The organism is Hydrogenophaga sp. (assembly GCF_026125825.1).
Lineage (GTDB): Bacteria > Pseudomonadota > Gammaproteobacteria > Burkholderiales > Burkholderiaceae_C > Hydrogenophaga.
Genome location: NZ_JAHCKK010000029.1, coordinates 34,673 through 46,245, shown reverse-complemented (window position 1 = coordinate 46,245; position 11,573 = coordinate 34,673). Strand labels below are relative to the sequence as shown.

Annotated in this window: 12 protein-coding genes; 6 read left to right on the top strand and 6 right to left on the bottom strand. The window is 67.0% G+C overall.

The genetic code is table 11. The features are described from left to right. The 3 genes from KIT86_RS11840 to KIT86_RS11830 form a co-directional block, all read left to right on the top strand. Positions 1–251: HTH domain-containing protein (locus KIT86_RS11840; RefSeq protein ID WP_297398571.1), on the top strand; the 251-nt coding region annotated here is incomplete at its 5' end. A gap of 49 nt (positions 252–300) precedes the next feature. After that, positions 301–954: a hypothetical protein gene (locus KIT86_RS11835; RefSeq protein ID WP_297398569.1), complete on the top strand. Its 654-nt coding sequence runs from the start codon at positions 301–303 to the stop codon at positions 952–954. A gap of 516 nt (positions 955–1,470) precedes the next feature. Continuing rightward, positions 1,471–1,926, top strand: coding sequence for an SRPBCC family protein (locus KIT86_RS11830; RefSeq protein ID WP_297398567.1), 456 nt, complete (start codon positions 1,471–1,473; stop codon positions 1,924–1,926). Positions 1,927–1,939: 13 nt separating this feature from the next. Here KIT86_RS11830 and KIT86_RS11825 read toward each other — a convergent pair whose 3' ends face one another. From KIT86_RS11825 to KIT86_RS11810, 4 genes are all read right to left on the bottom strand, one after another. Then, positions 1,940–2,506, bottom strand: coding sequence for an NADPH-dependent FMN reductase (locus KIT86_RS11825; RefSeq protein WP_297398565.1), 567 nt, complete (start codon positions 2,504–2,506; stop codon positions 1,940–1,942). A gap of 14 nt (positions 2,507–2,520) precedes the next feature. Then, a complete protein-coding gene (locus KIT86_RS11820) occupies positions 2,521–3,447 on the bottom strand; it encodes a LysR family transcriptional regulator (protein ID WP_297398563.1) in 927 nt (308 codons plus the stop codon). Between the two features lie 63 nt (positions 3,448–3,510). Continuing rightward, positions 3,511–4,722 (bottom strand): CaiB/BaiF CoA-transferase family protein, encoded by a 1,212-nt coding sequence (locus KIT86_RS11815; RefSeq protein WP_297398561.1) that lies wholly within the window; start codon positions 4,720–4,722, stop codon positions 3,511–3,513. A 20-nt stretch (positions 4,723–4,742) separates the two neighbouring features. Further along, complete coding sequence (locus KIT86_RS11810) at positions 4,743–5,666, bottom strand: hydroxymethylglutaryl-CoA lyase (protein ID WP_297398559.1); 924 nt, start codon at positions 5,664–5,666, stop codon at positions 4,743–4,745. 97 nt (positions 5,667–5,763) lie between these two features. Here KIT86_RS11810 and KIT86_RS11805 point away from each other — a divergent pair, with 97 nt between their 5' ends. Continuing rightward, on the top strand, positions 5,764–6,510 hold the full coding sequence (locus KIT86_RS11805; protein ID WP_297398557.1) for an IclR family transcriptional regulator: 747 nt from the start codon (positions 5,764–5,766) through the stop codon (positions 6,508–6,510). 124 nt (positions 6,511–6,634) lie between these two features. On the opposite strand, the gene KIT86_RS11800 is transcribed toward KIT86_RS11805, so the two are convergent. Continuing rightward, complete coding sequence (locus tag KIT86_RS11800) at positions 6,635–7,723, bottom strand: porin (RefSeq protein ID WP_297398555.1); 1,089 nt, start codon at positions 7,721–7,723, stop codon at positions 6,635–6,637. Between the two features lie 356 nt (positions 7,724–8,079). Here KIT86_RS11800 and KIT86_RS11795 point away from each other — a divergent pair, with 356 nt between their 5' ends. After that, positions 8,080–10,293, top strand: a complete 2,214-nt coding sequence (locus KIT86_RS11795; RefSeq protein ID WP_297398553.1) for a malate synthase G — start codon at positions 8,080–8,082, stop codon at positions 10,291–10,293. 116 nt (positions 10,294–10,409) lie between these two features. Beyond that, on the top strand, positions 10,410–10,703 hold the full coding sequence (locus tag KIT86_RS11790; protein ID WP_297398550.1) for a hypothetical protein: 294 nt from the start codon (positions 10,410–10,412) through the stop codon (positions 10,701–10,703). A gap of 17 nt (positions 10,704–10,720) precedes the next feature. On the opposite strand, the gene KIT86_RS11785 is transcribed toward KIT86_RS11790, so the two are convergent. Beyond that, positions 10,721–11,470 (bottom strand): GDSL-type esterase/lipase family protein, encoded by a 750-nt coding sequence (locus KIT86_RS11785; RefSeq protein WP_297398548.1) that lies wholly within the window; start codon positions 11,468–11,470, stop codon positions 10,721–10,723. Between the last annotated feature and the right edge of the window lie 103 nt (positions 11,471–11,573).

The window sequence follows — 11,573 nt, the reverse complement described above, 5'->3', positions numbered from 1 at the left end:
TCGCACCACCGATCGACGGCGAACAGGCCTCGCTGCAGGCCCTGCTGGCCGATGGCGCGGCCTGGTCCACCTCCGCGCTTGCGCTCGCACTGGGCGCGAGCCAGCGCACCGTGCAGCGGGCGCTGGCCGAACTGGAGGCCGAAGGCCGCGTGCGCGCCATCGGGCAGGCGCGCGCGCGGCGCTGGCTGGCGCCCCCGCTGGCCGGATTCGCGACGATCTTGTTACTCCCTGCTTCGCTGCCGATTGAATAGAGTGACCCTCAAGCGCCGACCCCCGGTGCTGCCCCCAAGGAGATTCACCATGACCCCAACCACCACCATCGCGCGCACCGCCGAAGTCGTGCGCGAATATGGCCCCTTCCTCGGCTCCGAACGCGTGCATGGCGTCACCCACGACGGCCAGCGTGTGTGGGCCGCCACCGACGAAGGCATCGTCGCCTTCGACCCTGCCAGCGGCGACATCACCCGCACTCTGAAGCGCGCGGGCGACGCAGGCACCGCCTTCGACGGCAAGCACCTGTACCAGATCGCCGAAGCGCGCATCGACAAGATCGACCCGCTCACCGGCAAGGTGCTCGCGTCCATCCCCGCGCCTGGCGGCGGCGCCGACTCCGGCCTCACCTGGGCCGAAGGCAGCCTGTGGGTGGGCCAGTACCGCGACCGCAAGATCCACCAGATCGACCCGGCCACGGGCGCGATCCGACGCACCATCGAATCCAACCGCTTCGTCACCGGCGTCACCTGGGTCGATGGCGAGCTGTGGCACGGCACCTGGGAAGGCGACGAAAGCGACCTCCGCCGCATCGACCCGCAGAGCGGCAAGGTGCTCGAAAGGCTGGACATGCCGCCCGGCATCGGCGTGAGCGGCCTTGAATCCGATGGCGCCGACCTGTTCTATTGCGGCGGTGGGCCGAGTGGCAAGGTGCGCGCGGTGCGCCGGCCCAAAGCGGCCTGAGCCAGGCCGCCTCTTTGCTAAGCACCTTCGCCGTCGCGCGCGATGTGCTCGCGCGTGCGTCGATGTGCCGGGCGGCGCCTGAACTCCAAGGGACTCTCTTCCCACGACCAAGCGTGTTCATGTCGAACACACCTGTCCCAAGTAGCCGAATCCCCACTTGATCAACACGAAGAGAGAGAAACGCTGAGGCGTTCGAAGCACTCGCCGAGAACATGCTCCGTCGCACAGACCCCTTTGGCAGCAACGTGCTGCATGTCATCGCCAGGGCAGTGGTCGACCACATCTTCGAGATTGCGCTGAGCATCTGCCGTGGGGCGACATGAACTGTCATTTGATGGAGACGGCCATCGAGCAGCCGCCCCGCAGAAGGAGAGCCAACAGCACCTGGAATGACGACTGACGACGTGGGTCAATGTCGAAACGGCGCATGCCGGAGCGTCGTGGAGTCAGCAGCTGGGCGTCCCTTGTCGACGACCCGCGCTTGCCACATGATCCACCACCTGAAAGGCCCTGACCATGAGCACCTCGTCTTCCCGCGCCGTTCGTCTCCACCGCGTCCTCAAGGCGCCGCCCGAAAAGGTCTACCGCGCCTTTCTCGACGCCGACGCGCTGGCCCGATGGCTACCGCCCTATGGATTCCTTTGCAAGGTGCACCATCTCGACGCGAAGGTGGGCGGCACGTTCAAGATGTCGTTCCTCAATTTCTCGACCGGCCACGCGCATTCGTTTGGTGGTGAGTACCTGGAGCTCGTGCCGAACGAGCGCCTGCGCTACACCGACAGGTTCGACGACCCGAACCTGCCGGGCTTGATCACGGTGGATGTGCAGCTCAAGGCGGTGTCCTGCGGCACCGAACTCCACGTGGTGCAGGAGGGCATCCCTGATGTGATTCCGCTGGAGATGTGTTACCTGGGCTGGCAGGAATCCCTGGCTCAGCTGGCCCACCTGGTGGAGCCGGACATCCCCGGCTGAGGCGGCGCCGCGCTCAGGGTGTCTTCGTGGCCGCGACGAAGGCCGCGAAGCCCTGGACGAATTCACCCAGCTGCTGGCGCACCTTGTCGTCCAGCAGCGCGCCGTCGGGGCCGAACACGGATGAGGCGCGCGAGACCATCAGACGCCCGCCCTGCCAGGTGTGGGTGCCCAAGGTGCGCAGCACAGGCAGCCAGTGGGCCTGCGAGAGGATGGTGCCAAAGCCGCCGGGCGAAGCGCCCATGACGGCCACGGGCCGGTCGCGGAACACATCGGGCAGGCCGGGCGTGGGCCGCGAGAGCCAGTCCACGGCGTTCTTGAACACGCCGGGAATGCCGTTGTTGTATTCGGGCGTGACGAGCAGCAGGCCGTCGCTGGCCAGAATCTTTTCCTTGAGTTCGCGCACGGCCGCTGGCGTGCCTTCGCGCTGTTCGAGGTCGCCGTCGTAAAGGGGAATCCCGTGCAGCGTGGCCGCGTCGAGCCGGACCGCGTCGCCCGCCAGCGGAACCGCTGCGCGCAGCAGGGCGGTGTTGAAGGATGGCTGGCGCAGGCTGCCGGAGATGCCGAGGATTTGGGTGGTCATGGTGCGTCGAGGGTTCAGGTTTTCCAGAATTCGGGGCGAGCGTACTCGTGCTTGAGGAAGTCGATCCAGAGGCGCACGCGCAGCGCCAGGTGCTTGCGCTGCGGGAACAGCACGAAGATGCCGTTGGGCGGCGCGGCAAAGTCGTCGAGCACGCTCTCCAGCCGGCCGGCGGCGATGTCGGCCTCCACCTCCCAGGTGCTGCGCCAGGCAATGCCATAGCCGGCCAGGCACCATTCGCGCAACACCTGGCCGTCGGTGCAGTCCAGTGGGCCGTTGGGCCTCAGGTGCACGATCTCCACCTCACCCAGGCCGCCGGGCGCCGGCACGGTGAAGGCCCAGCCCCGGGTCTGCGAGGCGTCGCTGGAGAGGGTGAGGCAATCAAAGCGCGCCAGGTCGGTCGGCACCAGCGGGCGGCCATGCTGCTGCAGATAGCGCGGCGTGGCCACGCAGAGGCGGCGGTTGTCGGCCAGCCGCACGCTGACCAGGGACGAGTCGGGCAGGTCCCCGACGCGCACGGCGCAGTCGTAGCCTTCACCCGCCACGTCGACCACGCGGTCGCTCAGGTTGAGGGAGATGGTGACTTCGGGGTGCAGCTCGCGAAAGCGCGGCACCAGCGGGGCCACGTGGCGGCGGCCAAAACCGGCCGGCGCGGTGATGCGCAGGTGACCGCTGGCCTTGACGCCGCCAGCGCTCACGCTGGCTTCGGCGTTGGCCATGTCCACCAGCAGGCGCTGGCAGTCTTCCAGAAAGGCGCTGCCTTCGTGGGTGAGGGTGATGCGCCGGGTGGTGCGCACCATGAGCTTCACGCCGAGCCGGGCCTCCAGGGCGTCGAGCCGGCGACCGATGATGGCCGGGGCCACGCCCTCGGCTTTGGCGGCAGCGGTGAGGCTGCCGCGCGTGGCGACCGCCACGAAAGTTTCGAGTTGCTTGAGTTTGTCCACCCGGGCAGATTACCCCACCCACAGGAACGAATCAATGGCACTCGGTGGTTGATTGATGACTTTTCAGGCGGCTTTGACGACGTTGCGGCTGAGTTCGGCGGCGGCCTCGGCGCTGTAGCCCAACTCGGCCAACAGCTCGGCGCTGTGCTCGCCAAGTGTCGGCGGGCTGCGGCGCACACCCAGGCGCTCGCCGTCGAGCGCGAGAGGCAGCAGCACGGTCTGCGCGGTCTGGCCGGCGCGCTCGCCGTCGGGCAGGGTGATGGGCGCGAGCCCGCCGGTGGCGCAAAGGTGGGGATCGTCCAGCAGTTCGTGGGGCTTGGTGATGGGGGCGAATGGCAGGCCGTGGCGCTCGAACAGCGCGGCCAGGTCGGCCGCGCTCTGCAAGGCGAGGCGCTCGCGCAGCAGGGGGATGAGCCAGTCGCGGTTGCGCACGCGGTTGTTGTTGCCCTGCAGGCGCGGGTCGGCCTGGAGATCCTGGTAGCCGAAGGCGTCGCAGAAGATGGCCCATTGGGTGTCACTGACCACGGCCAGGAAGATCTGCTCGCCGCCTTTGACCTGGAACACGTCGTAGATGCCCCAGGAAGAGATGCGGTCGGGCATGGGCGCGGCGGGTTTTCCGGTGACGGCGAACTGCATCATGTGCTGCGCGACGAGGAAGACGTTGTTCTCGAACAGCGCGCTTTGCACCTCGCAGCCTTCGCCCGTTTTCTCGCGGGCGCTGAGCGCGGCCATGACGCCGATGGCGCCGAACAGGCCGCCCATGATGTCGTTCACCGAGGACCCTGCGCGCAGGGGGTCGCCGGGGCGGCCGGTCATGTAGGCCAGGCCGCCCATCATCTGCACCACCTCGTCGAGCGCGGTGCGGTGGTCGTAAGGGCCGGGCAGGAAACCTTTGTGGCTGACGAAGACCAGGCGAGGGTTGAGCTTCTTCAGGCTCACGAAATCGAGCCCCAGCTTCTTCATGGTGCCGGGCTTGAAGTTTTCGCTGACCACGTCGGCGGTGGCGATGAGCTTGAGCACGGCCTCCAGGCCCTCGGGCGACTGCAAGTCGAGCACCAGGCTTTTCTTGTTGCGGTTGAACAGGGGGTAGAAGCCCGCGCCCGAGCCGAGCAGGCGGCGCGTGTTGTCGCCCGCGGGTGGCTCCACCTTGATGACCTCGGCCCCGAGGTCGGCCAGCACCATGCCGCAGGTGGGGCCCATCACCATGTGGGTGAATTCAACGACGCGGATGCCCGCCAAGGGCAAGGGACGGGAGGTGTGTGGGGTGTCTGGCATGGAAGGGGGAGGCAGAAGGTTCAGGCGGCGCGCCAGCCCTTGGGCAGGCCGGCTTCGGGCATCATGCCGTACACCGGCTCGCCGGGCAGGCCGGCCCGCAGGGGATCGCGCGCGGCGATGAGGGTCGGGAGATCGATGCCGGTGCGAACACCCATGGCCTCGAACATGAAGACGAGGTCTTCGGTGACCACATTGCCGGAAGCGCCCGGCGCGTAGGGGCACCCCCCCAGACCGCCGAGCGAGGCGTCGAAGGTGCGCACGCCCACATCGAACGCGGCCAGGCAGTTGGCCAGCCCGAGGCCACGCGTGTTGTGCATGTGGGCCGCTCCAGCGCGCTCGCCCAGTTCGGCGCGCAAGCGCTTGAACAGGCGACGCACCTGCGCCGGGTTGGCCATGCCCGTGGTGTCGGACAGGCCCACCTCGTCCACCCCCGCGTCCGCGCAGGCCACGGCGAGGCGGATCACGTCGTCTTCGGCCACCTCGCCCTGCAGCGTGCAGCCGAAGGCAGTGGACAGGCCCACCTCCATGGCCGTCCCCGGTGCCGTGTCGCGGCGCAGCGCGTGCACCTCGCGCAACTCGCCGACCATCTGCTCGCGCGTTTTGCGCACGTTGGCCATCGAATGGGCCTCGCTGGCCGACACCGGCAAGGTGATCTTGTGCACACCGGCGGCCAGCGCGGCCTCGGCGCCGCGCCGGTTGGGCACCAGCGCCATCACGGTGACGCCGGCATGGCCTAGCGCATGGCGCACCACGTCGTCCACGTCGGCCATCTGCGGCAGCAACCTCGAAGGCACGAAGGACCCCACCTCGATCTCGCGCAGGCCGGCGGCCACCAGCGCGTCGATCCAGCGCAACTTGTCGGCGGTGGGCATCGTGGCCTTCACCGATTGCAGGCCGTCGCGGGGGCCGACTTCGCTGATCAGGACTTCGGGGTCGTTTTGCATGAAAGACGTGGCGCTGCTTGCGTTTTGTAAGATAGAACGATATTCTTTCTAACAAAAGAATCGCAGATCACCCGCGTCCTGTCAACCAAGCCCTTCCATGCCTCGCAAAGCGCAGACCCCTTCGCTGGCCGATGCCAACGCCGCTGCCGGCGGCACCGCTGCGGTGGACCGCGCACTCTCGCTGCTGGGTGCGTTTCACCCGGGCGATGCTTCGTTGTCGCTGGCCGAGCTGGCCGAGCGCACACAGCTGCACAAGAGCACCGCGCTGCGCCTGCTCTCCTCGCTGGAGCATGCGCAGCTGCTGCAGCGGCTGGACGATGGGCGTTATGCCCTGGGTGGCGAGGTGGCGCGGCTGCATGGCATCTACGCGGCCTCGTTTTCGCTGGACCGCGTGGTCATGCCGGTGCTGCGCCAGCTGATGTCCGCCACCGGCGAAAGCGCGGCCTATCACGTGCGGCAGGGCCAGGCGCCGAACCAGACGCGCCTGTGCCTCTACCGCGTGGACTCACCCCACCCGGTGCGCGACCACATCCGCGCGGGCGACGTTCTGCCTCTGCACCGAGGCACTGGCGGGCGCGTGTTGTCAGCCTATGGCGCAGGCGACGACAGCCGCCCACCCACGGCCGCCGACAAGCGGGTGTTGGCGCGCATCCGCGCGGACGGGTTCATGACGGCCGTGGGCGACCGCCTGGCCGAGGTGGCCGGCATCTCGGCGCCGGTGTTCCATGCAAGCGGTGCGATTGCGGCCTCTCTCACGCTCACCATGCCGGCACACCGGTTCGATGATCGGCATGTGGGCAAGGTGCTGGCGGCGGCTCGGCAGCTGAGTGGGCGGATCGGCTGATCGCCGGATTCGCAGTCGGCGCGAACCGGTCGCCCGACGCAGACAAAAAAAAGCCCGCAACTGATCGCTGCGGGCAATTCCAACACCTGGCCCCCTGCGGCCAGGTGTTGGCCCTTGCGGATGCTCAGAACTTGTGGCGCACGCCCACACCGTAAAGCCGATCGCGCGAGGTCAGCACAGGGGTGGTTTCGGTTTCGAACTTCACATTGTTGAAACCGGCATACACCGTGGTGCGCTTGCTCAGATCGTGACGGTATTCGACGCTGGCAGACGACGTCTTGACCTGACGCGTACCGGTGGCGGCGTCCTTCTGCGACTCGGAGCCGATGCCCGCATTGATGGTGCCAGCAGCGCCGACCGGCACCGCGACGCTCAACACGTAGCCGTTTTCCTTGATGCCATTGACCCAACCATCCTTTTGGGCAATGTACTGTGCCAGCACCTTGACCGAATTGAAGTCGTAGCTGGCACCCAGTGCAGTTGTCTTGGCGGTGGCTGCGCCAGAGCCCGCGCCCTTGAGGGTTTCATACACGCCTTGCACTGCCAGCGGACCAGATGCGTAGAGCGCCGAGACGCCCATGGCGTGGCCAGCCGAGACACCAGGACCGCCGTTTTCGCCAAACGCGTATTGCAAGGATCCGGTGAACCCTCCCATGGTCGGCGTGGTGTATTGCAGCATGTTGTCCCTGCGCAAGGCCGGTGAGAGCGTGCCGGTGGCCACCAGGCGAGCAGGCCCGAAAATGGCGTTGGTGGCCGAGAAGCTGGACGTGCCCTGGGCATCGAAACGGTCCATCAGCTGGAACACCTGCGTGTATTGGCGGCCCATTTCAAGGGAACCGAAGCCACCGCTCAGGCCCAGCTTGCTGGTGCGGTTGAAACCACCACCCGCCGCGACACTGGTGCCGGTGTCGGCGTAGAAGCCGGACTCCAATTGAAAGGTGGCCTTCAGGCCTCCACCGAGGTCTTCGGTTCCCCGCAGGCCCCAACGGCTTCCGTTCAGCCCGCCGCTCGTCAGGCTCATACCGGGACTGGTTCGCGAGCTCAGATCACCAACCGTGACCTTGCTGGTGCTTTTGCCGACAAAAAGGTCGACCAGGCCATACAGCGTGACCTCAGATTGGGCATGGGCGACCCCGGTCAGGGCCCCGAAAGCGGCCAGGGCGACCGCCGTCTTTTTCAAAAGTGTCATTTTTGAGATTTGAGATGGGTTCAACACATGCCACCAGCGAGCGACTTTTGAACAGCCGGTGGCTTCTAAACGGACACGCAAACGGCTTTGCGCACCGAATCCTGGAAGAACACGTAATCTATGAATTTATTTCCAACGAATTACATTGATGGAACGAAATGACCGTTCAATGGATTCATTTGAACACTTTTTTACACATTCCGCTTCTTCTTCAGCGCGGGCGCGTGCAACGGGAGCGCAGCAAGCGGGCCATTACCCACGGCCAAGTCACTGATCCGTGACGAAAAATCGAATTAATGCTGACCCAGGTATGGAATACAGTTCGCTCACGCCCGCGCAAGTGCGGGCACCCCCCACTTTTCGCCCAGACGGAGCTTTCCATGACCGCACGCACCCAGATCCACGGCCTGAAGGTCGCCACCGAACTGTTCGACTTCATCAACCAGCAGGTGCTGCCCGGCACCGGCGTGAGCGAAGCGACCTTCTGGAAGGGTTTTGACGGCATCGTGGCCGACCTGGCGCCCAAGAACGCGGCCCTGCTGGGCGAGCGCGACCGCCTGCAGACCGAGCTGGACACCTGGCACGCGGCCAACCCGGGCCCGATCCGCGACATGGCGGGCTACCGCAAGTTCCTGGAAACCATCGGCTACCTCGTGCCCCAGCCCAAGAGCGTGAAGGCCACGACGAAGAACGTCGACGACGAGCTGGCCGTGCAGGCGGGCCCGCAGCTGGTGGTGCCGATCCTGAATGCGCGTTACGCGCTCAATGCCGCCAACGCGCGCTGGGGCTCGCTGTACGACGCGCTGTATGGCACCGACGTGATTTCGGAGGACAAGGGCTGCGGCAAAGTCGGCCCCAAGGGCGGCTACAACCCCAAGCGCGGCGCCAAGGTCATCGAGTACGCGCGCCACGTGCTGGACCGCACCGCGCCGCTGAAGAAGGGCTCGCACGTGGGCTCGATGGGCTACCGCATCAACAAGGACGGCGAGCTGGTGGTGACGCTGGCCGACGGCGGCACCAGCAAGTTGGCCGACAAGTCGCAGTTCGTGGGTTACCAAGGTGAGGCCAAGAGCCCCAGCGCGGTGCTGCTCGCGCACAACGGCCTGCACCTGGAGATCCAGATCGACCGCAGCACGGCCATTGGCAAGGGCGATGCCGCCGGCGTGAGCGACCTGGTGGTGGAGGCCGCGCTCTCGACCATCCTGGACCTGGAAGACTCCGTGGCCGCGGTGGATGCCGAGGACAAGGTGCTGGCCTACCGCAACTGGCTAGGCATCCTGCAGGGCACGCTTACCGAGTCGGTGACCAAGGCCGGCAAGACTTTCACGCGAGGCCTCCATGGCGACCGCGAATACACCACGCCCAACGGCAAGAAGAACGGCGTGCGTCTGCACGGCCGCTCGCTGATGTTCGTGCGCAATGTGGGCCACCTGATGACCAACCCCGCCATCCTCTGGGGCGCGGACGACAAGGAGATCCCCGAAGGCATCATGGACGCGATGGTGACCACCACCATCGCCATGCACGACCTCAAGCGCACGAAGAAAGACGCGATCCGCAACTCGCGCAAGGGCTCGGTCTACATCGTCAAGCCCAAGATGCACGGGCCGCGAGAAGTCGAGTTCGCCGCCGAGCTGTTCGGCCGCGTGGAGAAGGTGCTGGGCCTCAAGGACAGCACGGTCAAGCTGGGCATCATGGACGAGGAGCGCCGCACCTCCGTCAACCTCAAGGCCTGCATTGGCGCGGCCGCCAGCCGCGTGGCGTTCATCAACACCGGCTTCCTGGACCGCACCGGCGACGAGATGCACACCGCCATGCTGGCCGGCCCCATGGTGCGCAAGGGCGACATGAAGGCCAGCGCCTGGATCCAGAGCTACGAGAAGAACAACGTGATCGTGGGCTTGTCTTGCGGCCTGCGCGGCAAGGCGCAGATCGGCAAGGGCATGTGGGCCATGCCGGACCTGATGGCCGAGATGTTGCGCCAGAAGATCGCCCACCCCAAGGCCGGTGCCAACACCGCCTGGGTCCCCAGCCCCACGGGCGCCACGCTGCACGCGCTGCACTACCACCAGGTGCTGGTGTCGGACGTGCAGAAGGAGATGGAGAAGATCGACGCCAACGCCGAGCGCGACAACCTGCTCACCGGCCTGCTGACGGTGCCTGTGAGCAGCAACCCGAACTGGAGTGCGGCAGAGAAGCAGCAGGAGCTGGACAACAACGTGCAGGGCATTTTGGGCTATGTGGTGCGCTGGGTGGACCAGGGTGTGGGCTGCTCCAAGGTGCCCGACATTCACAACGTGGGTCTGATGGAAGACCGCGCGACGCTGCGCATCTCCAGCCAGCACATCGCCAACTGGCTGCACCACGGCATCGTGACCGAGAAGCAGGTGCGCGACACCTTCGAGCGCATGGCGGCCGTGGTGGATGGGCAGAACGCCGGTGACCCGCTGTACCAGAAGATGGCCGGCAACTTCAAGACCAGCAAGGCCTACCTCGCCGCGATGGACCTGGTGTTCAAGGGCAAGGAGCAGCCCAGCGGCTACACCGAGCCGCTCCTGCACGCCTGGCGCCTGAAGGTCAAGGCGTCGGCCTGACCCTCGAAAGCCCGCCACCCGGCGGGTTTCTTCTTGAGACACCCAGGTGCAGCCTGCTGCGGCAGCCGCTCTGGAAAGCCAGCGGACAACCGGCCGAGCTTGCCGCGATGCCCACGATGAACTACCTACTTTTTGACGCCAGCGACGACGGCGAAGGCACCGGCACCTGGGAGGCCATGGCCAGCGTGCGCGCCGCGCAACTCCCCGAGGTGATGACCGAGGTGCGCGCGGTGCTGGATTGGGCCGAGACCCACGCGCCGGGCCCGCGCGGCCCGCTCGACGAGGGCGGCGCGTGGGACGCAGACGAGCAGGTGCAAGCGGAGGGCGAATGGATCACGGTGACGCTGACGATCACCGGTCCCTGGGTCTGGGGCGAGGCCCTGCTGGCGCACTGTGCGCCAGAGAATTGACAACGGGCATGCGCGCGCTAGCGCGCCTTCGCTGCTGCCAGCACGGGTGCGAGCCCGCCTTGCGCCATGAGTTCGTCGAACCACACGCGGTAGCCCGCGTCGCTGGGGTGCAGGCCATCGGCGGCGTTGAGTTCGGGCCGCTGGGCGAACGGGTCGTCTGCCCGGTCCTTGAACAGGTTCACGTAGACCGCCTCGTGCCGCGCCGCGGCTTCGCGCACGAAGCCGTGCATCGTGCGGGCTCGCGAGGTCATGAGCCAGGACACCGGTGCGAAGAAGAACGGCGCGTTCCCCACGTTGCCGGCCGGCATGAGCAGTGCGCGCGCGCCCCGCGCGCGGGCGAGCGCGGTCACGCGGTCGATGTCGGCGCGCACATCGTCGAGCGAACGCAGCCGGATCACATCGTTGCCCCCGGCCTGCACCAGCACCAGGTCGTAGCGCGCGGTGGTGGCTTCGAGTTGACCGATCACTTTCGCAAAGGTCGCGCCATCGCTGGCGCGGTTGTCGATGTGCAGCCTCGGATAGGCCTGTGCGAGCAGGCCGGCCAGGCTGCGGCGCGGGTCGCTCGCCCCAGTCCCCACGCCGGTGCTGTCGCCCACGATGAGCAGGCGCAGCGTGGCGTCGGCCGGGGCGTGCTGCAGCGGTTCGCTGCGCTGGGCCAGCTCGCGCGCCTGGCCGATGCGCCAGACCGCACAGCCCGAGGTGGCGAACAGGGCGACCAGCAGAACGGCGACGAGGGCAGGCAGCACGGGCCAGGACGGGGAACTCATGCGCCCCAGTCTATGCCCCGGCAGCCATGGCGTGCGAACGGCCCGCATTTACCCCTTGGCGGCACCGCGACAATAGCGGGTTGCCGGCATTTTTCCAACGCAG

Coding starts and splice junctions, on each gene's coding strand:
- KIT86_RS11805 (WP_297398557.1), top strand. CDS start 5,764: ATGCCTCGCAAAGCGCAGACCCCTTCGCTGGCCGATGCCAACGCCGCT.
- KIT86_RS11825 (WP_297398565.1), bottom strand. CDS start 2,506: ATGACCACCCAAATCCTCGGCATCTCCGGCAGCCTGCGCCAGCCATCC.
- KIT86_RS11790 (WP_297398550.1), top strand. CDS start 10,410: ATGAACTACCTACTTTTTGACGCCAGCGACGACGGCGAAGGCACCGGC.
- KIT86_RS11810 (WP_297398559.1), bottom strand. CDS start 5,666: ATGCAAAACGACCCCGAAGTCCTGATCAGCGAAGTCGGCCCCCGCGAC.
- KIT86_RS11815 (WP_297398561.1), bottom strand. CDS start 4,722: ATGCCAGACACCCCACACACCTCCCGTCCCTTGCCCTTGGCGGGCATC.
- KIT86_RS11785 (WP_297398548.1), bottom strand. CDS start 11,470: ATGAGTTCCCCGTCCTGGCCCGTGCTGCCTGCCCTCGTCGCCGTTCTG.
- KIT86_RS11795 (WP_297398553.1), top strand. CDS start 8,080: ATGACCGCACGCACCCAGATCCACGGCCTGAAGGTCGCCACCGAACTG.
- KIT86_RS11835 (WP_297398569.1), top strand. CDS start 301: ATGACCCCAACCACCACCATCGCGCGCACCGCCGAAGTCGTGCGCGAA.
- KIT86_RS11830 (WP_297398567.1), top strand. CDS start 1,471: ATGAGCACCTCGTCTTCCCGCGCCGTTCGTCTCCACCGCGTCCTCAAG.